The organism is Caulobacter sp. FWC26 (assembly GCF_002742645.2).
GTDB lineage: Bacteria > Pseudomonadota > Alphaproteobacteria > Caulobacterales > Caulobacteraceae > Caulobacter.
The window spans coordinates 1,787,910-1,812,090 of the sequence record NZ_CP033875.1 but is presented as its reverse complement, the minus strand read 5'-3'; the positions used below and the strand labels follow the sequence as shown (position 1 = coordinate 1,812,090).

The following is a 24,181-nucleotide window of genomic DNA, read 5'->3' as shown; positions in this document are numbered from 1 at the left end:
CCCTAGCGGCCGGCCCGGGCGGGCGCACCGGCCGGTTGAGCGGTGCGGAACTTTTCCTTCATCCGGCCAATCCAGCCGTTGAACGCTTCGTTGTCGGCGGAGACCCGACCGAAGTCGGACGCCGAAACCGCTTCCATCGACATGCCCTGCAGCGCCACACGCAGGCCGTCAGGGTTCTTGGCGGTGTCGATGAACCCCGACCAGCGGGCCCGCAGCCGGCCGAGCGCGGCGTTATCATCGGCCAGGCTGTAGGCGACGGCGGCGCGGAGAAGTCTTGCCTCCTCGGCGGCGCTCAGCGCGCCGGCCGTCCGGAAGCGATCGCCCAGCGACCGTTCGTAAAGCGCGCCGGCGGCCGGCCATGCCCGCTGCTTCCAGGCGATCTCGCCGCGCAGTTCCTGTCCGTCGCGGCTCGTGTCGGTTTCGACCAACTCCAGCGCCGCGTCGTAACGGCCCAGCCCCATAAGGGCCCGAGCCGTCGCCAGACGCCGCTCTGCGTTCAGGGCGGGCGGCAGGATCGTCGTGCGGGTCGCGTTGATGGTGTTCAGCGCGTCCTCGGGCTTCTTGTCCATCAGGTAGATCCAGGCCAGGTCGGTGGCGACCTGGGCCTTGGGGACGCCGTTGAGGCGGTTCTCTACCTGGTATTTCAACAACTTGGCCGCATCGCCGAGCAGATCGACATCAACGAGGCGGCGCACGAGGTTGCGCACCATCTGATCGCCGTCGGCGCCGATGGGAGTCAAATCCTGGAAGTCGTAGAACAAGCCCACCGCCTGGATGGGCTGCATGCCGTCGGCCAGACCTTGTAGGAACAACTGACGGAAGGCCTCGGACAGGTCATTCTGCAAGGCCACGGCCTCGGGACGGTCGGACAGACGCCGCCCCGCCGACCGCAGCGCCTCGAGCGCCTCGCGATAGCGACCCTGGTCGATGTAGAGCCTGCCCAGCGCACGAATGACTTCGAGCTCCACCCCATCCCCGCGCCAGCGGTAGCGAAGTTGGTTCAGCGTCTCGGCGGCCTTGGTCGCATTGATCTGGCCACGCGCATACTGCAGTTGCGTCGCGTGCAGCATCGCCGGCGCGGCGATACGATCGATCGGCGCCCCGGCGATGGCTGTAAACATGCGCTGAGCGCGGGCCTTCTCGCCCTTGGCCTCGAAGATCCGGGCCTGGACAAGTCGAATATCCAGTTGATCCTCGACCGAGATCTTGGGCTGGGCGAGCGCCTTGGCCACCGCCTGCATGGCGCCGGTCAGATCACCGACCCCGAGCGCGGCCTCGGCCTGGGCTTTGAGAAAGCGCGCACGCCAAACTGGCGGGAAGAGATCCAACGCCCGCGAACCGTTTGCGAACTGGGTCCGGGCGTCCAGCCACTGGCCGTTCTTGGCCGAGATATAGCCGCGCCAGAGCGCGCTTGAAGGTTCATCGGCCAACACTGGCGAGGAGAAGTCGGCGTCAGCCTCGGAAAGGCGCCCCGCCAGTACCCTCGCCACGCCGCGCAGGCCGCGAAACTCGGGATTGCCCACCAAGGTCTGGTGCTTGCGAGCGCCCGCGTTCAGCACCCCGATCGCCTCGAACGACATCTCCGAACCGACCAGGAACCGCGCCAGGGCCAGCCGTGCGCCGACATCGGCCTGCTCGTCGCCCGCTGCGGCCACCGCGCCCTGCAAGGCGTTGTAACGCGCCAGGAATCCCCCCGACCCGGTCTTGGGCCAGTTCTCCAGGTCGACAAGCGCCGGCATCGACAACGGCTGCGGCGCGCCGGCGCTGGCCTCTTCGGGCGGCGCGGCGGCGGAGGCCGGCGACAGGGCAAGGCCTTTGGGGCGGCCGATGCGAACCTGGTCGGCCTGGGCTTGCACCATCAGGTCCGAGGCATAGGCTTCCGCCGCAAGGCCTTGAACCGACTGCAAAAGCGCGAACTCGACATATTCGCGTCGGGACGGCAGGCCTTTCGCCGGAGCCAGGGCCGGCGCGACGATGATCCTGTCGCCGACGGCCGGATCATCCACCCATATGGCCCGCGTAACGCCGGCCACCGAGGCAGAAAGCGCCGCCGAGGCCGCGCCTTCGGCACGTGTGACCTGGATGATGTCCGGGCTCTGCTGAGGACCCGCCCCGAAGCTGATCCGCCAGGACGGCCCCGTGCCGACCGCGACGAAAGGCTCACCCGCCGGAGCGACCACGCGCAGAGCGACATAGTCGGCGCCGCGATAGACCTGCAGCTTCGAATAGCGAGGCGTCGTGCCGGGCAGCTTGGAAATATCGAGCCGCGCCGGGGTGTCGAAGACGATCCAGACCGCCTCGCCGCGCCGGAAGACCGCCGCGCCGGCGGGCGCGGCCCAGTCGAACGACAGGGTCACTTGCCCATCGCGCCGCTCAATGCCCGCGCGCACCACGCCGTCGCGCGGCATCGGATTGGGGCGGCCGACCGGCGCAGGCGCGGTCGTCGGCGAGGGAGTCGCGGTCGGCGCCGCGTCGGCCTTGGGGTAGATATTGACGAAATCGACGCCATCGGCGGTGCCGAGCTTGGCGTCTGCGTCGTCCGTCAGCGTGATCACCAACTCCAGCTTGCCGTTGACGCGACGGGCTTCCGCCGACTTGACCCAGCGCGGCGGGGCGATCTTCAGCGCGGAAAGATCTGGGTTGGCGTCCCGACTGAAGCGCAGAACCAGCGACTGACCCTGCCGCACCGGCGTCATCCGGGCGCCGCCAGCCCAGTGGAACTCGATCCGCGAGAACGCCGCTGCCTGGGCCACGCGCACGTCCAGGGCGCCGCGCGCCGCGCTCGGTGGCGCGGCGGCGTAGCCGGACGGCGCCAGCGTGCCCGCGATACACGCGGCGGCGACGCTGGAGCGCAGGAGCTGGCGGAGAGTCATGAGCCTCCCTTAACCGGCCTGGGGAGCAGGCGGCTTGGCGGCGGCGGGCGCGGCTCCCGCCAGCCCGCCTGCAGCCTGTTGCGCGCCGGCCCGGGGCGCGGCGTTGTCGGCGATCGCCGCCTTGCCCTTGTCGACCGCCGGGTTGACCAGGCGCGAGGCCAGACGCTCGGTGAGGATCTTGGCGTCGCCCGGCGCCATATTGGCCAGGATCATCGCCAGGGTCTTTTCCTTCATCTTCGCCGCGATGGGCAGACGCACCTCGTCCGACAGCAGCGTCATGCGCGCCGCGGCGTCCTTGGGCTTCATGCCCTGATAGACGACGACCAGACGATCCACTTCGGCCTGCTTCTGGGCGTCGACTTGACCCAACAGGCCCTGGATGTCGCCCTTCAGACCGGTGAGCGCCTTCATCTTGGCGTCGAGCTTGGCCTCGGCGGCGGCCAGCAGCTGCAGCTGGACGTCGATGTCCTGCTCGCGTTGATCCAGCTGTCCCCGGCGCGCGCCCAGGCTTTGCAAGATACGCAGTTCGGCGGGAGACAGGCCCGCTTCACGGGCCAGGGCGTCGGCCGACGGCGCGCAGACGCGCGGCGGCGGGGCCTTTGCCGCGGCGGGCTGGGCGGCCCCTTCGGCGGATGGAGCGCCCTCGCCTTCGGCGGCTTCCTTACCTTCCGGCTTGGCGACGCCCTCGGCGAACGCCTTCGCGCCGCTGACGAGGTCGGGCAGCGACTTGGCGCCGGACATCGCGTTGATCGCCAGCACCCCGCCGGCGGCGACCCCGATCAGGGGCAGGATTCGCGGAATATTCTTCATCGGCGCGGTGCTCTTGGATTGCTGCCAGGACGCGGGCTTTCGCCAGGCCCCTCGAACAAGTCATCATCGATCCGCGCTCGTGAACGCGGCGTTTCCGGGATGGGGCTGGAGCGAGGCGCGGGGCGCGGAATCGGCTCGCCGCGTACGGCGCGCTCGGCCCGGTCCTCGCGCTCCAGCAGCCGTTCGAAATCGGCCGCCGACAGACGTCGCTCACCCGCCGAAGCAGCGGGCGGAGCCTCACTTGCGCGGGCAGGCCGTTGCGCGGACTCGCGCGCGGGGGCGTCCTGGGACCGGTTGGGCGCGGGGCGGTTCACACGCTCTTCGAGCTGGGCGGCCAGGGCCTGGGCGCGTTCGATCCGAACGGCCAGGGTCTCGGCGGCTTCGTCGGTGGCGGCGCGCAGGTCGGCCAGGCCCTGTTCGGCGCGAGCGGCGGCCTGGTCGAGATCGGCGACGGCCTTGGCGAAGCCCTCATGGCTGTCGCGCAGCGCCTTCAGCCGACGCTCCAGGCGCCAGCCGAAGATAAGCGCCGCGATCAGCAGCACCGCCAGGAAACCGTTCATGGCCAGGGCGACGATGCTCATTTCAGCTTCTGCACGGCCTTCTTCGCCGCCGGCGTCAGCGGCGCTTCGGCCCGCACGGCGATCGCATGATTTCGGCGGCCCATGCGGCCGCGCGTCAGCGGAATGGCCCCGGCGCGCAGCTCGACCAGGCTGTCGGGCGTGGCGTTCAGCATCAGGGTGTCGCCGACCTGCATGTTCAGCACCCGCGACAGCGGCACCTGCTGCTCGTCCAGCACGGCGCGCACCTCCATCTGGGTGGTCCACAGCTCGGTGGCCAAGTGGCCTTCCCAGATGTTGTCGCGGCCAAACTTCTCGCCCATGAACTGCTGCAGCAGCATCTTGCGGATGGGCTCCAGCGTCGCATACGGCAGCAAGAGCTCGATACGACCGCCGCGGTCTTCCATGTCGATGCGCAGTTTCACCAGGATGGCCGCGTTCGCCGGCCGGGCGATCGCGGCGAAGCGCGGATTGGTTTCCAGGCGATCCAGCGAGAAATTGACCGGATGTAGAGGCTCGAACGCGCTCTTCAGGTCGTGCAGCACCACCTCGATCATCCGCTGCACCAGCACGCGCTCGATCGTCGTGTAAGGACGACCCTCGATGCGCATCGCGGCGGTGCCCCGACGCCCCCCTAGAAGCACGTCCACGATCGAGTAGATCAGGTTCGAGTCGACGGTCAGCAGGCCGTAGTTGTCCAGCTCCTCGGCGCGGAAGACCGCCAGAATCGCCGGCAGCGGGATCGAGTTGAGGTAATCGCCGAAGCGGATCGAGCTGATGTTGTCGAGACTGACCTCGACGTTGTCGGAGGTAAAGTTGCGGAGGGATGTCGTCATCAACCTCACCAGGCGGTCGAAGACGATTTCCAGCATCGGTAGACGTTCGTAGGAGACGAGCGCCGAGTTGATGATGGCGCGGATACCGGTGCGATCGTCACCGCCGTCGCCGGAGAGATCGAAGCCCAGCAGGCTGTCGATCTCGTCCTGGTTCAGAATCCGCTCAGACGTTCCATCGCCGCCGGCGTCATCCCAGCCGCCCATGCCGCCGGAAAAATCGCCGAACTCATTGGTCCCCTCGGAGCCCTCACCGAGAGCCCCCGGGGGGTTCTGCGAGGCCCATTGGGCCATCGCCGCCTGATCGTCGAGTTCATCCGCCATGATCGTTCGCCCAACCCGTCCCCAGGACTAGTTGATCAGCATCTCCTCGATGAGGACCGCGTTGACCTTGGCCGGCGCGGCCACGAGGTTCACCCGGCGCAGCAGCTCCACGCGCAGCTGGTAGGTGCCTTGGCTGCCGTTCAGGTCTTCGGGGCGAAGTTCGCGAAGGAAGGTCTGGAACATGTCCTGCAGCCTGGGCAGATTCGGCGTCAGCTCGTCGGCCGTTTCCTCGTCGGGCAGCTCGAAGGTCAGCTTCAGCTTCAGGAAGGTCGACTTGCCCTCGGCCGTCTGCATGTTCACGACGATGTCCGGCAGCGTGTAGAACACGATCCCATCAGGACCTTCCTTGATGACCGGCGTGCCGGCGGCGCCCTCAGCGCCCTTCTCGCCTTCCTTCTTCTCGTCCTTCTTTTCTTCCTTCTTCTTTTCCTTTTTTTCCTTTTCCTTCTCGGCGCCGTGCTCGCCGGCTTCGGCGGCGGGCTTTGGCTTCAGAAGGAAAAAGGCCGCAGCGCCGCCGCCGCCCAGAACGAGCACGCCGGCGGCGATGGCGATGATCAGGATCGGCGGCTTCTTCTTCGCCGGAGCTTCGCCTTCAGCGCCCTCTTCGCCTTCGGGAGCGGGAGCTTCCTTCTCGGGTTTCTTGGCCACGCGCGCGGTTCCTTGGAATCTATACCCGTACTCATGCGCGAGGCATGGTTAACGATGTGTTTTGGCGGCCAATTGGTCGCAGGCTGAATCTGCCCGGCAGAGTCCGACCACACCCTCGCCGTTAACCTTTCTATTTATTGAAAAATATAAGCTTTTAGCGCTGGCACGAAGATTGCTTTCCAGCTTTCGGCGCATTTGTCGCGCTAGCCGCCCGAGTTAACTCGCCATGGACAACGCGCTTTATGTCGGCCTCTCGCGTCAGATGACGCTGCGCCGCGAGCTCGACATCGTGGCCAACAACATCGCCAACGCCAACACCACGGGCTTCAAGGTCGAGGATCTAATGGTCCGCACCGAGCAAGCCAAGCCGGCCAAGACCCTGGACGGCTCCGCGCCCGTGAAGTTCGTGATGGACACCGGCGTCGCCCGCAATTTCAGCCAGGGCCCGATGACCAAGACGGGCGGCGACTACGATCTGGCGATCAACGGCATGGGCTTCTTCAAGGTCCAGACCGCCGGCGGCGAGCGCTACACCCGCGACGGTCGCTTCACCACCAACCCGGAAGGCGTGCTGGTCACTCAGGCCGGCTATCCCGTTCTGGACGAAGGCGGCGGCCAGATCACCATCGACCCTCGTCTGGGCCCCGTCACGGTCGGCAAGGACGGCATCGTCAGCCAGGGCGCGCTGCGGGCTGGCCGTATCGCGGTCGTGCGCCCGGACGATCTGTCCAGCCTGGCCAAGGATGGCGACAACCTCTTCCGCAACACCGCCAACACCACCCTGCAGCCCGTCACGGACGCCCAGATCCACCAGGGCATGCTGGAATCCTCGAACGTCCAACCGGTTCTCGAGATCACGAAGCTGATCGAGATCCAGCGCGCCTACGAGAGCGTCGCCAAGATGATGGACAACACCTCCGAACTGTCGCGCAGCGCCGTCGAGCGTCTGGGCAAGGTCAATTAAGGAACGCTAGCCGATGCAAGCTCTCCGCACCGCCGCTTCGGGTATGGCTGCTCAGCAGCTGAACGTCGAAGTCATCTCGAACAACATCGCCAACATGAACACCGTTGGCTTCAAGCGCCAGCGGGCCGAGTTCCAGGACCTGCTGTACCAGACGATCGAGCGCGCCGGCTCGCAGTCGTCCAGCGACGGCAACATCGTGCCGACCGGCGTGCAGGTGGGCGGCGGCGTCAAGGCCGGCTCGACCTATCGCATCACCGAGCAAGGCACGCCGACCCTGACCGACAACCCCCTCGACGTAGCCATTCAGGGCAAGGGCTATCTGCAGGTCCTGCTGCCCTCGGGCGAGACGGCCTACACCCGCGCCGGGAACTTCTCGACTAACGAACAAGGCCAGATCGTCACAGAGGACGGCTACACGGTGCAGCCCGGGATCACGATCCCGCAGAACGCCACCGACATCACGATCAGCAAGACCGGCCTCGTTCAGGTGAAGATGGACGGTCAGACCGCGCCGCAGACCGTTGGCCAGATCCAGCTCGCCAACTTCCTGAACGAAGGCGGCCTGGAAGCCATCGGCGACAACCTGTTCCTGGAAACCGCAGCGTCGGGCGCGGCCAACATCGCCGCGCCGGGCGAGCCGGGCTTCGGCGTGCTGCTGCAGCACTACACCGAAGCCTCGAACGTCGACGCGGTCTCGGAAATCACCGCCCTGATCACCGCCCAACGCGCCTACGAGATGAACTCGAAGGTGATCTCGACGGCGGACCAGATGCTGCAAACCACCTCGCAGCTGCGGTCGTAAGCTCATGAAGACCTTCCTCCTCGCCGCCGCCGCCACCCTGGTGATCACCGCCCTGTCGGCGCCCGCCTTCGCCGGAACGCCGGTGACCCTGCGCCTGGACACCACCGACACGGACGGCCGCATCACGCTGGGCGACCTGTTCGATGGCGTCAGCGGGCCGGCCGCCAATCTGGTCGTGGCGTCCCGCATGGGTCCCACCGCCGTGCTCGACGCCGGTCAGGTGCAGATGTCGGCCCGCCGCGCGGGCTATGATTGGACCAACGCCAACGGCGTCCGCCGCATAATCGTGCGCCAAGGCGCCGACAATGGTGGCGTCTCGAGCGGCGCTCGCGCTGCGACCGCCGCCGGCCTGGCGGGCGCTCCGAGCGCCAATGTGGAAGTTCTTGCCTACGCCCGCAGCCTGGCGGTCGGCGAAATCGTCCAGCCGCAGGATCTGGTTTGGGTCAAGATGGCCGGCGCCCCGGCTGACGCCCCGCGCGACGCCGACGCCGTGATCGGCATGGCCGCCAAACGCCCCCTGCGTGAAGGCGCTGCGGTCGGACTGCGTGATGTCGCCGCGCCGCAAGTCATCAAGACTGGCGATCTGATCACCATCAACTATCAGGACGGCGGTATTTCCCTGTCGCTGCAAGGCAAGGCCATGGCCGGCGCCGCCGCCGGCGAAGTCTTCGCCGTCCAGAACACCCTTTCCAAGAAGGTCATCCAGGCCGTCGCCGTCGGTCCCGGAACCGCCGCCGTCGGTCCGCAGGCCCAGACCTTGCTCGCCCGTTCTCAACCCGTCCGTTTCGCCGCTCGCTAAGAGGCCCTGATCATGCGTCGTCCCGTCGTTCTCGCTGTCGCCGTCCTCCTGGCCCCGCTGGCCGCCTGCTCCACCGTCAAGGAAGCCGTGAAGGGCCCTGATCTGGCGCCGGTCGGCTACCCGGCCCAGCTGGCCCCGATGCAGCAACAGTATGTCTCGGCCCGCGAGCCCGCCCCGCAGGCTGCCTCGGCCAACTCGCTGTGGCGTGTCGGCGCCCGCGCCTTCTTCAACGATCAGCGCGCCAGCCGCGTCGGCGACATCGTCACTGTGATGATCGACATCGACGACAGCGCCAGCACCAAGAACGCGAGCAACAGCTCGCGCACGGCCAACATGAAGGCCGGTGTGCCGCACCTGCTGGGCATGGAATCGAGCCTGGGCAAGTTCCTGCCGGGCGGTTTCGATCCCGAGAACGCGCTGGAAACCAAATCGACCACCACCAACGCCGGCTCGGGCGGCGTCAGCCGCTCGGAAAAGATCAGCCTGACGATCGCCGCCGTGGTCAGCCAGGTCCTGCCGAACGGCAACATGGTCATCCAGGGCACCCAGGAGGTGCGCACCAACGCCGAGCTACGCCAGCTGACCGTCGCCGGCATCGTGCGCCCCGAGGACATCTCCTCGGCGAACACCATCCGCCACACCCAGATCGCTGAAGCCCGCATCAGCTACGGCGGTCGCGGCGACATCAGCCGCGTGCAGAAGACCCCGGCCGGCCAGTCGCTGGTGGAGAAGTTCTCGCCGTTCTAAGCGAGGCTTTCGAGACACCCTCGTCGGGCGCGGCGGCCGAGAGGCTTCCGCGCCCGATCCGTTTCAGGAGCCGTTCAGCTGGCTTCGGCGTTGATCCAGGCAGGAGGATCACCGCCATGTCGCCCCGCAGTCTCGCCCTCGCCGCCCTTACGCTCGCGACCACCCTAGTCGGCTGCGCGCACGAGAAGATGGCGAATACGGGATACCAGTGGGCCTATGTCGGCGACGACGCGGTTCAGCCCCGTCTCGCCTACGGACGTCCAAACAGCGACGACGTGGTGCTGATGATCCGCTGTGAGCCTGGGCGGGACGCGGTCGACGTCTCGGCGACGGGCTTGACCGACACCGGTCTCGTGCTCGCGTCCGGTCGATCCGAGAGCCGTTTTGAGGGCGTGACCGTCCAGGACCCGATGAGCGGCGACCTTCTGGAGGCACGCGGCGAGGCCAGCGCCCCGGCGCTCGCAGCCTTCCGCCGGTCCGGCGACCTTGCCGTGCTGACCAAGGGCGAGCGCCACAGCCTGGCGGCGACAGCCGGAGATCGGGGGCAGGTAAAGGCGTTCTTCAAGGCCTGCGGGGTTTAGACCTCGAGGCCCTATGGTTTCTCCAAGGTGAAGCTGTCGATATCCAGCCGGCCTTCGCCACCGGTCGGATTGTAGCAGAACAGGCCGTATTGCTCGCCTTGGAAGGTGCCTGTCCGCCAGTCGAACGCCAGCGGGAAGTCACCCGGCAAGGTCACCCAGGCCTTGCCGTCCCGACTATAGCGCAGCGTGCTCTTGTCGGTCGTGAAGTCCATGGTCACGGAGAGCCACAGGTCCGTCAAAGCGACCGTGTAGGGCTGGGATAGTGAGATGATCTTTGAGCCTTGGACAGTGCTTTCGATCAGGCGCGCGCTCACCTCGCCCTGGCCGTCTGAGGTCCGGGTCACCACCAGTTGCGCGGAAAACTTTCCGAACGTGCCAAGGCCGCACTGATCGCCGACCGCCAGTCCGCGCAAATCCAGCTTGGCCACGCCGCGACTGCGCGGCCCCTGCCCCTTCTGTACGAGCGTGTTGCGAGCGGCCCAGAACGTCTCGCTGGAAGTTGCCTTCAGGCGCATGAAGCCCGGCCGCTCGGTCAAGGACCAACGCTGGTCGTCCGGGTTATGGTTCCACTGCCATTGACGGCCCAGCACGCCGCTTGAGAACTCATCGGAGCTGGGCGGTTCGCGGAACGCGTGGCCCTGGATCGGCTTTGCGGCGGTGGCGGGCACGCGTCCCGGAGCCTCTGGCGTACCCCATACCGGCCAGTCATCCTGCCAGAAGACGGGGCCGATATTGGTCACGCGGCCCACGGCGCCAGCGTCCAGCATGACAAAGCCGTACCAGCCCCCATCGGGAAGATCGACCAGCGCGCCCTGGTGCCCGCCCGTCTTGTCGTCGATCTGAGGTCGCGTCTCCCACGGTCCGGTCAGGCTCTTGGCGCGCGAGACCGTCAGCCCGAGGCGCGATGGAATGGCGTTGAACAGATAGTACCAGTCGCCCCGCCGGATCAGCTTGGAACCTTCCGCGCCCTTGTTGAAGTGAACGACGCGAGCGTCGACTACGGCGGACAAGTCGTCGTTCAGGCTCAGCAGCGTGATCGTGCCGTTCGAGCCGATCGCGGTGGCGATGTAGGCCTTGCCATCGGTGTCAAAGAACAGGCCCGGATCGAAAGCTTCCCGATCCAGTTCCCGCATGGTCCAGGGACCGTTGATCTTAGCGGCGGAGTAGATCCGCGTATGACCGCCCACCGGAGTGACGGCGATATAGAAGCGTCCCTTGTGATAGCGCAGACTTGGCGCATAGACGCCGTGCCGATAGTCGCCCCCGTCCACGAGGTCATATTTCGGATTGCCCGTGAGTCTGGGGATCACGTGGCCGACGATGTCCCAGTTCACCAGGTCCTTGGAATGCAGGATCACCAGGCCCGGCGTGTTCACGAAGGTCGTCGAGGCGAAGTAGAAGTCCTCGCCGACCCGGATGATGTCGGGATCCGGATAGTCGGCGTTGAGTGGCGGATTGGCGTAGGTTCCCCGGCCGCTGTCGGAGCGCCAGACCTGCGCGGCGGTCGGGGTGGCCGTTGCGAAAATCGCCAGACCCAGCACGCCGCACGACAGCGCGCGAAACGCTGCGCCCAAGCTCGTCACCGACGCCATCCCTCAACTCCCCAAACGGTTGCCGAAGCCAAGGCCGAGACGCAGGGTATCGGCAGAGACTTAAGCCCGACGGCCCGCGCCCGCCGCGCTGACATTGTCCACGCCCAGCGCCGACAGCGCGCCGCGCAGGATGCCCTCGGCGTCGAGGCCCGCCTGGGCGTACATCGCGTCGGGCTTGTCCTGGTCCTGGAAAATGTCGGGCAGGCACAGGGTGCGGATCTTCAGGCCGCGGTCCAAGGCGCCGTGCTGGGCCAGGGCTTGCAGCACGAACGCGCCGAAGCCGCCCATGGCGCCCTCCTCCACCGTGACGATGGCCTCGTGCTCGCGCGCCAGGCGCAGCAAAAGGTCAAGGTCCAGCGGCTTGGCGAAGCGGGCGTCGCAGACGGTGGCTGACAGCCCGCGCGCGGCCAGCAGGTCAGCGGCCTTGAGACTCTCGGTCAGGCGGGTGCCGAACGAGACGATGGCGACGCTGGTCCCCTCGCGGACGATGCGACCCTTGCCGATCTCCAGCGGTTCGGCGATGGCCGGCATGTCCAGGCCCAGGCCCTCGCCGCGCGGATAGCGGAATGCGCTGGGGCGGTCGTCGATCGCTGCAGCGGTGGCGACCATGCGGGCCAGCTCCACCTCGTCGGCGGCGGCCATCAGCACCATGCCGGGCAGAGCGCCCATGAAGCCGATGTCGAAGCTGCCGGCGTGGGTGGGACCATCGGCGCCGACCAGGCCCGCGCGGTCCATCGCGAAGCGGACCGGCAGACCCTGGATGGCGACGTCGTGGACAACCTGGTCGTAGCCGCGCTGCAGGAAGGTCGAATAGATCGCCGCGAACGGCTTCATGCCGTCGGCCGCCAGGCCCGCCGCGAAGGTCACCGCGTGCTGCTCGGCGATGCCCACGTCGAAGGTGCGATCCGGGAAGGCCTTCTGGAACAGGTCCAGGCCCGTGCCCGACGGCATGGCGGCGGTGATGGCGACGATCTTGTCGTCCTGCTCCGCCTGCTTGATCAACTCCTGGGCGAAAACCTTGGTGTAGCTGGGGGGGCCGCCGGCCGCCTTCTGCTGCTGGCCGGTGACCACGTCGAACTTGACCACCGCGTGCAGCTTGTCGGCCGCGCCCTCGGCCGGGGCGTAGCCCTTGCCCTTCTGGGTGACGCAATGAACCAGCACCGGCTTGTCGCCGAACGCCTTGGCGTTCTTCAGCACGCTGACCAGGGCGTCCATGTCGTGGCCGTCGATCGGGCCGACATAGTGGAAGCCGAGTTCTTCGAAGAAGGTGCCGCCGGTGACCATGCCGCGAGCGTATTCCTCGGCCTTGCGAGCGGCCTCGCGCATCGAGCTCGGCAGCTTCTCGACCACGGTCTTGCCCAGCTTGCGCACCGAGCGGTAGGCGCCGCCCGAGACGAGATTGGCCAGATAGGCGCTCATACCGCCCACCGGCGGGGCGATCGACATGTCGTTGTCGTTGAGGATGACGATCAGACGCTTGGTCGTGTCCGTCGCCGCGTTCATCGCCTCGTAGGCCATGCCCGCACCCAGCGAGCCGTCGCCGATCACGGCGATGACGCTGTTGTCTTCGCCTTTCGCATCCCGCGCCGCGCAGAAGCCCAGCGCCGCCGAGATCGAGGTCGCCGCGTGGGCCGCGCCGAACGGGTCGTATTCGCTCTCGGCTCGCTTAGTGAAGCCCGACAGGCCGCCGCCCTGCCGCAGGGTGCGGATGCGGTCGCGACGGCCGGTCAGGATCTTGTGCGGGTAGGCTTGATGGCCGACGTCCCAGATCACGATGTCCTTGGGCGTCTCAAACACGTGGTGCAGCGCAACCGTCAGTTCGACCACGCCCAGGCCGGCGCCCAGGTGACCGCCCGTCACCGACACAGCGTCGATCGTCTCGGCGCGGACTTCCGCCGCCAGTTGCTTCAGCTCGGCGAGAGACAGCCCCCGCGTGTCGGCGGGCGAGGCGATGGTGTCGAGGAGAGGCGTTTTGGATGACATATCTGTAAAAAGCGCGGTCAGCTGCGACGGTCCAGCACGAAATCAACGCTCTCGCGCAGATGTTCGGCTCGTTCGCCAAAGATTTCGAGATGGGAACGCGTCTGTTCGGCCAAAAGGCTCACACGTTCCTTCGCCGCGTCCAGCCCCAACAAAGTGACGTAGTTGGCCTTGCCCTTGGCCGCATCCTTGCCGCCGGCGGCCTTGCCCAGCGTCGCCTCGTCGCCCTCGGCGTCCAGGATGTCGTCGACGATCTGGTAGGCCAGGCCCAGGTCCTGTGCGAAGGCCATCAGCGCCGAGCGCTCGGCGTCCTTGGCCCGCGCGATGATCAGCGGGATCTCGAAGGCGAAGGCGATCAGCGCGCCAGTCTTTAAGCGCTGCATTCGCGCCACCGCGCCCAGGTCGTCACGGACACCCAGAAGGTCGATCATCTGGCCGCCGCACATGCCGCGCGCGCCCGACGCGATCGCCAGCTTGCGCACCAACTCAGAGCGAACATGGCCGTCGTCGTGGGTGTCGGGGTGGGCCATGATCTCGAAGGCCGCCGTCTGCAGCGCGTCGCCCGCCAGGATCGCCGTGGCTTCGTCATATTGCCTGTGCACGGTGGGACGGCCCCGGCGCACGTCGTCGTCGTCCATGGCCGGCAGGTCGTCATGCACCAGGCTGTAGGCGTGGATGCATTCCAGCGCGCACGCCGCCCGCAGCACCGGCCGCTCGGGCAGGTCGAACATCTTGCCGGTTTCGAGGGCGAAGAACGGCCGCAGGCGCTTGCCCGGCCCCAGGGCCGCATAGCGCATGGCTTCGGTCAGGCGGCTCTCGGGACCGTCGGCGCGTGGCAGCAGCTCGTCCAGCGCCACCGTGACGATGTCGGCCGCCTGGACGATCCGCTTGGCAAGGTCGCTCATGAGGGGCTCCCCTCGCACGCCGGACGATCGCCGGGCATCAGTTGAACTCGGCCGGTTCCGCGGCCACCGCGCCGCCCTGCCCCAGCACGATCTTCTCGACCTTCAGGCGCGCGGCCTCGAGCTTCTTCTCGCAATGCGCCTTCAGGGCCGCGCCGCGTTCATAGATGTCGATCGAGCGCTCCAGGGCGGCCTGGCCAGACTCCAGCTCCTGCACGATGCGCTCCAGCTGCGACAGCGCTTCCTCGAAGCTGAGGGCGGAGATGTCAGCGGGCGTGTTCGCGGCGTCGGTCATTTCAACTCTCAGGTGAACAGCCGTCAGCCTAGTGGCGACAGGCGGTGCGGGCAACGGCCTAGAGCCTCGCGCGTCAAAACGGAACCGTTTTGACGCGATAACGAGGCTCTAAATCAAACACTTAGAGCGTGACTCGTGCCGAAACCGGTTCCCACTTTCGGCGTCACGCTCTAGAACTAAGCCGTGATTAAGGGAAGAGGCTTTGAAGCTCAGGCGCGACGGAAGCGCTTGATGCTCCAGTAGGCGTGACCTTCATCAACGATTTTCGCCCACCCCCGCGCCTTCAGCGCGTCGGCGATCATCCAGTTGAAGAAGCCGTGGGCCAGCACCAGCACGTCCTGGCCGTTTTCGGCCAACGCGATCAGGAGGTCAGCCGCCTGCCCGGCCCGCGCCTCGGCCTGCTTACGCGTTTCCTGACCGCCGTGGTTGTCAAAGAACCACCACCAGAAGCGCGCGAAGAAGCCCAGGCGCTTGGGAGACATCCTCAGCCACAGGGGCCAAGGCGGCGGCGGCAGCGGGGCCTCGATGAAGGTCGGATCGGTCGCGAAGGCCCGATCCCCGACGACAGCCCTGGCGGTCTCGATCGAGCGTAGGCGGGTGGAGGCGATGACCACCCCGGCTTCCCGCGCGATCTCGATCAGGGTGGACGGAGGGGCCTGTCCCGCCTTGAGGCCGCCCTCTTCGTAACGGGCCCACCAGTCACCGTATTCGGGCGCGTTCAGCCGAACCTTGCGCGACAGGGCGGGCTCGCCATGGCGCGCCAAGGTGATGACGCCCGGTCGCGCGGGCGTGGACGTTGGGTTAGCGATGATGGCGTCGGCCATGTTGAAGAGAAGCCCCGCGACCCGAAGGCCGCGCCGTCTTCTCACCCCTCCTGAAGAGCGCGAACATGCGCGGCGGCGGAACGCCCTAGCGCCTGAAGGTCGTAACCGCCCTCGAGCGAGGACACAACCCGCCCTCTGGCGCGCGCCCTGGCCACCGAGAGTATCGCGCGGGTGGCCCAGGCGAAGTCGTCCTCCTCAAGGCTTTGCGCCGACAGGGGATCGCGGGCGTGGGCGTCGAAGCCGGCCGAGACGATCACAAGTTCGGGGGCGAAGGCGTCGACCTTGTCCATCAAGCCCTCGAACCGCGCCCGCCAGGTCTCGCGCGGGGCATGGGCGGGCACCGTGGCGTTGGCGATGTTGCCAAGGCCCGTCTCGCTGGGATCGCCGGTGCCAGGATACAGCGGCGACTGGTGGATTGAGGCGACGAACACAGTCGGATCGTGCTCGAACACCGCCTGGGTGCCGTTGCCGTGATGCACGTCGAAATCCACGATCGCCACGCGCTTGAGACCTACGGCTTGAGCGGCGCGGGCGGCGACCGCCACGCTGGAAAAGACGCAGAACCCCATGGCTACGCCGGGCTCGGCGTGATGCCCCGGTGGGCGGACGGCGCAGAAGGCGCGCTCAGCGCCGCCTTGGGCCACAGCCCGCACCGCCGCCACGCTGGCGCCGGCGGCTCGGCGCGCGGCGGCGAGACTGCCCGCCGATAGAACGGTGTCAGGATCCAGCGCCACCCGCCCCGTCGAGGGCGCGGCGGAGAAGACGGCGTCGACATAGGCCTTGGGATGAACCCGCAGCAGGTCCTCGACCTCGACCAGCGGCGCCTCCATCGGATCGAGCGCCAGGTTGGGATCATCGTTCAGGGCGTCGATCACCGCGCGCAGGCGCTCAGGGCGCTCGACGTGCCCATCGCCGGGCCGGTGGTCCAACATGTCCAAATGCGTATAAAGCGCGAGAGCCATGGGAGATTCCTAGACCGTGAACGCCGATCCGACCATCGCCTCGTACACCATTCGTCGGGCCACAATCGATGACGCCGACACCGTGTCGAGCCTGGGCGCGCGCACCTTCAGCGAGACCTTCGCCCACCTCTATCCGCCCGAGGATCTGGAGACCTTCCTGGCCTACGCCTACGGCCTGGAGCGGACGCGCAATGACCTCCTCCATCCCGACAAGGCCACCTGGCTGATTGAGGACGAGGACGGCGAGGCGATCGGCTACGCCCTGGCCGGCCCGTGCGATCTGCCGCATGACGAGGTCTCGCCGGACGATGGCGAACTCAAGCGGATCTACGTGCTGAAAAGCCACCAGGGCGGCGGTCGCGGTTCGGCCCTGTTGAAGACCGCGCTCGACTGGCTGGAGCCCGCCGGCCCGCGTCGCCTGTGGATCGGGGTGTGGTCAGAGAACTTTGGCGCGCAGCGGCTATACGGCCGTCTGGGGTTCGAGAAGGTCGGCGAGTACTTCTTCCCGGTGGGCGAGACGAACGATCTGGAGTTCATCCTGCGGCGGGGGTGAGGGCGACAGAGCGCCCCCTCCGTCCCTTCGGGCCACCTCCCCCGCTTCGCAGGGGAGGAGGAAAAGCTAGTCCTCCTGCCCCGCTTGCGGGGGAGGTGGATCGCCGCGGATACGCGGCGAGACGGAGGGGGCGTTGCGCGGCTCGCCGTTCCGCTCCACAATCCGAACATCTGTTCGAAAGCCGCGCCGATGTTCCTCAACTTCTTCACCGAGCTCCGTCAGGCCAAGGTTCCCGTGAGCCTGCGCGAATACCTCCTCTTGATGGAGGCGCTGGACAAGGACGTCATCGACCGCTCGGTGGAGGACTTCTACTTCCTCTCGCGCGCCAGCCTGGTGAAGGACGAGAAGAACCTCGACAAGTTCGACCGGGTGTTCAGCCACGTCTTCAAGGGACTGGAGACGGTCAATGACGGCCTGGCCGCCGACCTTCCCGAGGAATGGCTCAAAGCCCTGACCGAGAAGTTCCTCACCGATGAGGAAAAGGCCCAGATCGAGGCCATGGGCGGCTTCGAGAAGCTGATGGAGACCCTGCAGGAGCGCCTGCGCGAGCAGAAGAAGCGCCACGAGGGCGGCAACAAGATGATCGGCTCGGGTGGCACCAGCCCGTTCGGCAACAACGGCTACAATCCCGAAGGCGTGCGCATCGGCCAGGACAAGAGCCGCCATGGCCGCGCCGTGAAGGTCTGGGACAAGCGCGAGTACAAGAACCTCGACGACAGCGTCGAACTGGGCACCCGTAACATCAAGGTCGCCCTGCGCCGCCTGCGCAAGTTCGCCCGCACCGGCGCGGCCGATGAGCTGGACCTGAACGGCACAATCAAGGGCACCGCCGAGAAGGGCTATCTCGACATCCAGCTACGGCCTGAGCGCCGCAACGCCATCAAGGTGCTGCTGTTCTTCGACATCGGCGGCTCGATGGACAGTCACATCAAGCTCTGCGAGGAGCTGTTCAGCGCCGCGCGCACCGAGTTCAAGAACATGGAGTTCTACTACTTCCACAACTGCCTCTATGAGGCCGTGTGGAAGGACAACAAGCGTCGCCAGACCGAGAAGATTCCGACCTTCGACGTGCTCCACAAATTCCCGGCCGACTACAAGGTGATCTTCGTCGGCGACGCAACCATGAGCCCGTACGAGATCACCTATCCGGGCGGCAGCGTCGAGCACTGGAACGAAGAGCCCGGCGCGATCTGGATGCAGCGGGTCACCGAGATCTACCAGAGCTGCATCTGGCTGAACCCGACGCCCGAACGCCACTGGGACTACACCCAGTCGATCGGCGTGATGCGCCAGATCATGGCCGACCGGATGTTCCCGCTGACCATCGAGGGCCTGGACAAGGCGATGCGGGAACTGGTGCGGGGTTAGCCCCCGTCAGCCGCGAGGCGGCGGTTCGCCGAACGTACCAACCTCGGTCGTCGGTTGGCCGACCAGGGGCACCATCTGCGTCGAGGCGGGCGCATGGTCGGGCCCGATCGTCTCGCCGACGCGGAAAGCCGTCACCGTCGCGCCGCCCAGCAGGATAAAGACATCCTCGCGGCCGTCGCCATTAACGTCGAAGCCCACGCGCGCGCCCGGGGTCGGCTGGCTGACGTCCGCCAGGGCGGCGATGTTGGCCTCGCCCAGCGCGACGCCTTGAAGGCTCAGAACATCCCCGAACGCCGTGGAACTCACCACGGTCATTTGCGCGCCGTCCAGCACGGCGAGTTGGTCGCCCTGGGCGACCGAGAAATCGAGCACGACCCCAAGCAGACCCTCGCCCCCGTCGGCGGACGGATGGGCGGAGATCAGGAAGGTGTCGGCGCCCGCGCCGCCGGTGGCCACCACCCGCGCGTCCATGACGATACGGTCGTCTCCGGCCTCGCCGTTGAGACGGTCGATCTGACCGGGCCCCGCGCCGCCGCCGCTAATGTGGTCGTCGCCTGCGCCGCCGTTGATGATTTCGCCGGCGCGAGATCCCATCAGGACATCGTCGCCGGAGGTTCCCCGCAGCACGGCCTTGGTCGCCGCGAAGCCTGTTCCGGCGGCGTCGTGTTCTCCAGATCCCCCGATGGGCGGCGGGGCCGACTTGGGCTGGGCCTGTGGGAAGGGCACCGCTTGCGCGGAGGCCGCGCTGGTCGGCTTGAACGCCACGAGGCTCGGCGACTCGATCTGGAACGCATGCGCCGCCACGCTCTCGGCCTTGACCGGCGGCGGGAGGGCTTGCGGCGCGGCTTCGCGCGCGGTGACGGCGGCGATCAGGGCTTCGATCTGGCCGCGGTCGGCCTCTAGGCTCAGCGCCGCGATCAGCTTTGAGGCCAGCGTCTCCGTCGTGGCTTCGCCTGTGCGGGGCGAACCGTCCCCGATCGAGGACGCCATGTCGGCGAACTCCGCGCCCCGGATTTCCAGGAATAGGCCAACGGCGATGACCAGCGACAGGAACGACTGAGCCTCGCGGCTGGCCGGGTTGAACGCCACAACCACGCCGTTCGGATCCGCCGGCGCGCCGGACGCCATCACTTGCCGGAGCGCGCTCCAGAGACTGCCGACCTGGTGGAACATGTCGACGGCCGCGTCGTGAACGACGAACTGGCCCTCAATGCGCGCGATATGCACCAGAACGTCCTGGTTGGCGTCGGTCACGACGTACCAGGGATCGCCCGAGTCACTGAGGCCGAACACGCCGTCGACCTCGCCATAGCTGGCCTTCAGCTGCTGGGTCAGCAGTTGAAGAAGGCCTCGCTCGTTGGCGGACCAGTCGGAGGCCAGAGGCCGGGGGATGAAGGGAAGGATATCACCCATGGCGATACGGGTCAGGCCCGCGCGGCCTGTTCGGGCTCGGCCTCTTCGGCCGCGCCGTCAAACAGCAGCCGATACAGCTCCGGCTCATAATAGCGCAGCAAGGTCCGCGCGAACTGGCTGGGATCCAGGCCCAGGCTCTGCGCCCACACCGCCTGAGCCTCGATCGGCACGCGTCCCAGGCCGTTCTCGACCTGCGAGACGAAGGTGTAGTAGCGCAGGCCCGTCTTTTCGGCCAACTCGGCCTGGGTGAGCCCGGCGGCTTCACGCGCAGCCTTTAGCCAACGGCCGGCCTCGCGACGCAGAGACTTGGTCAGGGCCGCCTTGGCGGGGTTCATCGCCGTTCGTGACATCGCAACGCCGTTCGCGCGCCCACCCGCGGGCGCTCACTAGTTGTTACACATTGCATAAAAACGCAACAACCCGTTGCGTGCGCCTAAACCGCCTTGCAAGCCGGCGACACGGCATATACAGTTTTTACGCAACTATTTTGAACGAAGCAAAACCATGCTCGCAACGAACGCTCGCGCAGGCTCTGGCGACCCTGCCTCAACGGCCCCGCCTCGCCTTTCGGTGGTGATGGTCGTCTATATGACCGGCCCGGCCCTGATGGAGAGCGTCCGGCATGTGCTGGCGGAACCCTGGGTCGATGAGTTCGTCGTCGTCGACAACGGCTCCTCGTCCGCCGACGCCGCGTGGCTGCGGGACCTGTCGCAGCGAGAGGGCCGGGTGCGCCTGCTTCAGGGGCTGGGCAACATCGGCTTTGCGCGCGCCGCGAACTTGGGCGCCCTTGCGGCCAAGGGCCAGGAACTCGTGTTCCTCAATCCCGACGCCTTCCTGACGCCCGGCGCCATCCCGGCTCTGCGAGACGCCGCCCGCGATCGCCCCTCGCCCTGCGTGGTGGGCGCGCGCGTGTTCAACACCGACGGCACCGAACAGCGGGGCGGACGACGCGGCGAGATCACGCCCGTCACCACCCTGCTCAGCCTCTCGAAGCTTAGCGCCACCCTGCCCCCGCTGCGCCGCTTCGAGATCCACCGGGAGGGCGAGCCCCCGCCGCCCTACCCGGTGGATACGCCGACCATATCCGGCGCGTGCTTCTACATGACGGCGCGCGACTTCCAGCGCCTGGGCGGATTTGACGAGGGCTACTTCCTGCATGTCGAGGACATCGACCTGTGCTGGCGTGCGCGCCGCGCGGGCGGGTGCGTCCTGTTCCAGCCCAAGGCGCGGATCGTTCACGTGGGTTCGACCAGCCGCGAGAGCCCGCTCGTGATCGAGTGGCACAAGGGTAAGGGCCTGATCCGCTACTTCTTCAAGCGCGCCCAGCTCAAGCGGCACAAGGTGCTGACGGCGCTGCTCGCGCCGCTGATCCTGGTGGCGGCCCTGGCTCGCCCCCTTGCCCGGCAAGTGTTGCGTCGCCGCGTGCGGCGGCCCGCCAAGCGATTGCTTCCCGTTCCGAGCTGACATCCCCCAGCGCCGATTTGGCGGAAAGCGCCAAGGCTGGGCGATCATTACGCGCGGCACTGACGATCTTGACGCTTGCGCCAAATTCGAACGCCCGTAAGACTTCCCCGCGGGTAAAGGGGAATCTCTAGTGAGTCCGAGCAACGACGCCACCGCCTCGCATGAGGTCGAGGCCGCCGAGACCGAAGCCGCCACCAAGAATCTGGTTTTCGTCGCCGCCGAACGCCTGTTCGCGTTGCACGGTTTCCAGAACGTCTCGGTGCGCGACATCACGGCCGCCGCCGGCGTGAACCTGGCCTCGGTGAACTACCACTTCGGCTCCAAGGATGCGTTGCTGTTCGAGATCTTCAAGCGGCGCACGGCCGAGCTCAATCGCGAGCGGGCCAAGATGCTGCATGAAGCCAATGACCGGAACGCCGGCGCGCCGCCCCTGCGCGACATCCTGGCGGCGCTGCTGACCCCGCCCCTGCGTTGGCTGGCGCCGGACCACGAGCGGCGGATTTCGCTGCAGTTCCTGATCCGCGCCCGCAGCGAGGGCACCGACGAGATCCGCCAGGTGCTGAAGACCGATGTCTCGCATCTGCGCCGCTTCTCGGACGCCCTGCTTCGCGCCCGCCCCGATCTTTCGCCGGAAGAGGTTTACTGGCGGCTGCATTTCACGCTGGGCATGCTGCACAACAACCGCTTTGCGGAGTTCGACCGCCTCAATGTCCTGTCGGAAGGCCAGACCAGCGAAGCGGACGTCGTGGCCCTGCTGGATCGCATGCTGAGCTTCGCCGAAGCCGGCTTCCGAGCCTAAACGGGGACGCGGCCGGAACAGGCGTTCGTGTCGGGCGTTTGGCCCGCGCATGGGACGGCTGCGCATCCTTCACGAGACACACTACGATTACGACCATCCGGTCGGCTTTGGCCCCCAGCGGCTGATGATCCGACCGCGCGATAGCCACGCCCTGCGCATCGTTCAGGCGTCGCTTCGCCTGTTTCCGCAGGGCGCCACCCGCTGGAGCTATGACGCCAACGGCAATTGCGTCTGCATTTTCCAGCCCTCCGAAGGCGCGAACGCGATGCGTGTCGTCAGCGAGTTGGTGATCGACCGCTACCCCGCGCCGCTAGCGCTGCAGCGCGCGGAAGACCCGCACACCCTGACGCCCATTGTCTACTCACGAGAGGACCGGGCGACGCTGGAGCCATTCATCGCGCCGGTGACCGACGATCCCGACGCGGAACTACTGCGCTGGCTGCGAAACCTTCCGGCGTGTCGCGACGAGCCGGCCTTGGCTTTCCTGTTGCGCGTCAACGAACTGATCCACCAGCAGTTCGACTATGTCACCCGGCAGGAAGAAGGCGTTCAAAGCCCCGTCGAGACGCTGCGCAAGCAAAGCGGCGCCTGTCGGGATCTGGCCTGGTTGATGGTGGAAGGTCTGCGTCGCCTCGGCTACGCCGCGCTCTTCGCCACCGGCTACATCCATTCCCCCGGCGCCCAGATCCGCGGCGCCGGCGCCACGCATGCCTGGTGTGAAGTGTTCCTGCCCGATCTTGGTTGGCTGGAGTTCGATCCGACCAACGGATTGGCGGAGTCGCCGGACCTGATCCGTGTCGCGGCGACCCGAACCCCCGCTCAGGCCCTTCCGGTATCGGGCGCCATCATCGGCGCCCCCGGAGCGTCTCGTCTTCACGTCTCCGTGGACGTCCAGTTGTTGGACGAAACCGGTCAGGCGGCTGTGTTAAAGTAGCGTGCGCCCCGGAGGAAAAGCCATGACCAGCGGCTTCCAGAACCAGAACCCCAACAGGAACCTCTCCGTCCCGAAGTCTGCTCCAAAACCGCAGCACGGCGGAAAGCCTGCGCCGGAATGCGTGAAGCTTAAAGAGACGCGCAGCTTCCAACCCAAGCCGGGTCATTGATCCCCAAAGTCGGGTATCGACAAGGCGAAACCGTTCAACCCACAGGCTAAACGCCTATACAGAGTGCTGCGCCGCTCTTAACCTTCCAATAGGGAATGGGGGAGCTAGCGAGCATGCGACGGGTCGCGCTCGGATGTTTGATGGCGACAGTCAGTCTCGTGGGCGTAGGGACCGCGACGGCGCTGTCGACTCGTGTTCCTGAAGAATTCAACCAGACTCTGACCCTGGCGGGCGGACCGCCGGCCGTCGGCGACGACCCCGACGCGCCGATCGCCACGGCGCGCTATGGCGGTGAGCGCTCTCGCGCTCTCGCGGCCGAGACCGTTGCGATCCCGGCGGTCGCGACCGTGGCGCTGGCCGGCGGCCCGGCGGAGTCAGGTTTGGCCGGCGCCGCGCCCAGTACGCCCGAGCCATCCGCGAACCGCGCGCAAGCTCCGGCCGAGACCGCGCCTGCGCCTGCGCGCCCGGCGGCGCGCATACTGGCCGAGAATTCGCCGGCAAAGTCCCGCCCGGCCCTAGCCTTGGCCCAAGTCAAGACACAACGCCCTTACGGCAAGCTGTTGAAGGTCGAGGTCAATGATCGGCCGCTCGCCTTCACCCCGATGGGCCTGCAGCCCACCGCCGTAAAGCGCCTGACCCTGAACGCGTCGAACCTGATGTCGAAGGCCAGCGCCTCGGCTGAGGATTTGCGGCGCGGGCGGTGGATGATTTTCGCCGCCAGCTCCGGCAAGGCCTACAGCCTCAATCTGGTGCGTGACGCGATCAACGGCTGGCGAAACGCCGGCTTCAGCGAAGACAAGCTGGCCCGTTTCGGCAGCCGGCAGGTCGGCCTTGGCTATCGCAAGGATAACAAGCAAGTCTCGCTGTCGGCGACCCGCCGCAACCTGAAGTCAATCGACTATTCCGACAAGGACACGGTCGTCGGGGTCACGGTGTCGATCCAGGGCCGCTAGAGCCAAGCTGGACCGTCGCTGCTTGCCTTATCGGC

Annotated in this window: 25 protein-coding genes; 12 read left to right on the top strand and 13 right to left on the bottom strand. The window is 67.1% G+C overall.

From position 1 onward, the window contains the following. Window positions 1-2: 2 nt before the first annotated feature. From CSW63_RS10090 to fliL, 5 genes are read right to left on the bottom strand one after another with little or no spacing between them, the layout of a single operon-like run. Window positions 3-2,873, bottom strand: coding sequence for a lipopolysaccharide assembly protein LapB (locus tag CSW63_RS10090; protein ID WP_062093829.1), 2,871 nt, complete (start codon window positions 2,871-2,873; stop codon window positions 3-5). Window positions 2,874-2,882: 9 nt separating this feature from the next. Continuing rightward, window positions 2,883-3,683, bottom strand: coding sequence for a MotE family protein (locus tag CSW63_RS10085; RefSeq protein WP_062093828.1), 801 nt, complete (start codon window positions 3,681-3,683; stop codon window positions 2,883-2,885). Beyond that, entirely contained in the window at window positions 3,680-4,264 is a 585-nt protein-coding gene (locus CSW63_RS10080; RefSeq protein ID WP_062093827.1) for a DUF6468 domain-containing protein, read from the bottom strand. The genes CSW63_RS10085 and CSW63_RS10080 overlap by 4 nt, the downstream gene beginning before the upstream one ends. Beyond that, window positions 4,261-5,397 carry a flagellar motor switch protein FliM gene (gene fliM, locus CSW63_RS10075; RefSeq protein ID WP_062093826.1) on the bottom strand — a complete coding sequence of 379 codons (1,137 nt, stop codon included), beginning with the start codon at window positions 5,395-5,397 and terminating at the stop codon, window positions 4,261-4,263. Before fliM ends, CSW63_RS10080 begins: the two co-directional genes overlap by 4 nt. 27 nt (window positions 5,398-5,424) lie before the next feature. Next, window positions 5,425-6,045, bottom strand: coding sequence for a flagellar basal body-associated protein FliL (gene fliL / locus CSW63_RS10070; protein ID WP_062093825.1), 621 nt, complete (start codon window positions 6,043-6,045; stop codon window positions 5,425-5,427). Between the two features lie 226 nt (window positions 6,046-6,271). On the opposite strand from fliL, the gene flgF reads away from it, so the two are divergent. From flgF to CSW63_RS10045, 5 genes are all read left to right on the top strand, one after another. Beyond that, a complete protein-coding gene (gene flgF, locus CSW63_RS10065; RefSeq protein WP_062093824.1) occupies window positions 6,272-7,009 on the top strand; it encodes a flagellar basal-body rod protein FlgF in 738 nt (245 codons plus the stop codon). Window positions 7,010-7,022: 13 nt separating this feature from the next. Further along, window positions 7,023-7,811, top strand: coding sequence for a flagellar basal-body rod protein FlgG (gene flgG, locus CSW63_RS10060; RefSeq protein WP_062093823.1), 789 nt, complete (start codon window positions 7,023-7,025; stop codon window positions 7,809-7,811). Window positions 7,812-7,815: 4 nt separating this feature from the next. Further along, the gene (gene flgA / locus CSW63_RS10055; protein WP_062093822.1) at window positions 7,816-8,610 is read left to right on the top strand and encodes a flagellar basal body P-ring formation chaperone FlgA; all 795 of its coding nucleotides are present in this window, start codon (window positions 7,816-7,818) and stop codon (window positions 8,608-8,610) included. Between the two features lie 12 nt (window positions 8,611-8,622). Further along, window positions 8,623-9,357: a flagellar basal body L-ring protein FlgH gene (flgH, locus tag CSW63_RS10050; RefSeq protein WP_062093821.1), complete on the top strand. Its 735-nt coding sequence runs from the start codon at window positions 8,623-8,625 to the stop codon at window positions 9,355-9,357. A gap of 116 nt (window positions 9,358-9,473) precedes the next feature. Further along, window positions 9,474-9,938: a hypothetical protein gene (locus tag CSW63_RS10045; protein ID WP_171012793.1), complete on the top strand. Its 465-nt coding sequence runs from the start codon at window positions 9,474-9,476 to the stop codon at window positions 9,936-9,938. A gap of 11 nt (window positions 9,939-9,949) precedes the next feature. Here the strand turns inward: CSW63_RS10045 and CSW63_RS10040 are convergent, their stop codons facing one another. The 6 genes from CSW63_RS10040 to CSW63_RS10015 form a co-directional block, all read right to left on the bottom strand. Next, entirely contained in the window at window positions 9,950-11,530 is a 1,581-nt protein-coding gene (locus CSW63_RS10040) for a glycoside hydrolase 43 family protein (protein ID WP_062093819.1), read from the bottom strand. Window positions 11,531-11,590: 60 nt separating this feature from the next. After that, window positions 11,591-13,513 (bottom strand): 1-deoxy-D-xylulose-5-phosphate synthase, encoded by a 1,923-nt coding sequence (gene dxs, locus CSW63_RS10035; RefSeq protein WP_062093818.1) that lies wholly within the window; start codon window positions 13,511-13,513, stop codon window positions 11,591-11,593. A gap of 17 nt (window positions 13,514-13,530) precedes the next feature. After that, window positions 13,531-14,415, bottom strand: a complete 885-nt coding sequence (locus CSW63_RS10030; protein WP_062093817.1) for a polyprenyl synthetase family protein — start codon at window positions 14,413-14,415, stop codon at window positions 13,531-13,533. Between the two features lie 37 nt (window positions 14,416-14,452). Beyond that, a complete protein-coding gene (locus CSW63_RS10025) occupies window positions 14,453-14,707 on the bottom strand; it encodes an exodeoxyribonuclease VII small subunit (protein ID WP_062093816.1) in 255 nt (84 codons plus the stop codon). Between the two features lie 209 nt (window positions 14,708-14,916). Beyond that, window positions 14,917-15,576, bottom strand: coding sequence for a histidine phosphatase family protein (locus CSW63_RS10020; protein WP_062099152.1), 660 nt, complete (start codon window positions 15,574-15,576; stop codon window positions 14,917-14,919). Beyond that, window positions 15,573-16,493 (bottom strand): histone deacetylase family protein, encoded by a 921-nt coding sequence (locus CSW63_RS10015; protein WP_062099154.1) that lies wholly within the window; start codon window positions 16,491-16,493, stop codon window positions 15,573-15,575. The genes CSW63_RS10020 and CSW63_RS10015 overlap by 4 nt, the downstream gene beginning before the upstream one ends. A 16-nt stretch (window positions 16,494-16,509) precedes the next feature. Between CSW63_RS10015 and CSW63_RS10010 the strand changes: the two genes are divergently transcribed. Both CSW63_RS10010 and CSW63_RS10005 read left to right on the top strand, forming a co-directional pair. Further along, window positions 16,510-17,046: a GNAT family N-acetyltransferase gene (locus tag CSW63_RS10010; RefSeq protein WP_062099156.1), complete on the top strand. Its 537-nt coding sequence runs from the start codon at window positions 16,510-16,512 to the stop codon at window positions 17,044-17,046. 189 nt (window positions 17,047-17,235) lie between these two features. Next, entirely contained in the window at window positions 17,236-18,414 is a 1,179-nt protein-coding gene (locus CSW63_RS10005; protein WP_062099158.1) for a VWA domain-containing protein, read from the top strand. Between the two features lie 6 nt (window positions 18,415-18,420). On the opposite strand, the gene CSW63_RS10000 is transcribed toward CSW63_RS10005, so the two are convergent. Then, window positions 18,421-19,827 carry a hypothetical protein gene (locus tag CSW63_RS10000; RefSeq protein ID WP_062099160.1) on the bottom strand — a complete coding sequence of 469 codons (1,407 nt, stop codon included), beginning with the start codon at window positions 19,825-19,827 and terminating at the stop codon, window positions 18,421-18,423. Between the two features lie 11 nt (window positions 19,828-19,838). Continuing rightward, the gene (locus tag CSW63_RS09995) at window positions 19,839-20,177 is read right to left on the bottom strand and encodes a helix-turn-helix domain-containing protein (protein WP_062099162.1); all 339 of its coding nucleotides are present in this window, start codon (window positions 20,175-20,177) and stop codon (window positions 19,839-19,841) included. Between the two features lie 154 nt (window positions 20,178-20,331). On the opposite strand from CSW63_RS09995, the gene CSW63_RS09990 reads away from it, so the two are divergent. From CSW63_RS09990 to CSW63_RS09975, 5 genes are all read left to right on the top strand, one after another. Further along, the gene (locus CSW63_RS09990; RefSeq protein WP_062099164.1) at window positions 20,332-21,291 is read left to right on the top strand and encodes a glycosyltransferase family 2 protein; all 960 of its coding nucleotides are present in this window, start codon (window positions 20,332-20,334) and stop codon (window positions 21,289-21,291) included. 130 nt (window positions 21,292-21,421) lie between these two features. Next, window positions 21,422-22,090, top strand: coding sequence for a TetR/AcrR family transcriptional regulator (locus CSW63_RS09985; protein WP_062099166.1), 669 nt, complete (start codon window positions 21,422-21,424; stop codon window positions 22,088-22,090). Between the two features lie 49 nt (window positions 22,091-22,139). Then, window positions 22,140-23,024 (top strand): transglutaminase family protein, encoded by an 885-nt coding sequence (locus tag CSW63_RS09980; RefSeq protein ID WP_062099168.1) that lies wholly within the window; start codon window positions 22,140-22,142, stop codon window positions 23,022-23,024. A 22-nt stretch (window positions 23,025-23,046) separates the two neighbouring features. Then, the gene (locus tag CSW63_RS23515; RefSeq protein ID WP_210408503.1) at window positions 23,047-23,193 is read left to right on the top strand and encodes a hypothetical protein; all 147 of its coding nucleotides are present in this window, start codon (window positions 23,047-23,049) and stop codon (window positions 23,191-23,193) included. Window positions 23,194-23,288: 95 nt separating this feature from the next. Next, entirely contained in the window at window positions 23,289-24,146 is an 858-nt protein-coding gene (locus CSW63_RS09975; protein ID WP_099503751.1) for a hypothetical protein, read from the top strand. The last annotated feature ends 35 nt before the right edge of the window (window positions 24,147-24,181 follow it).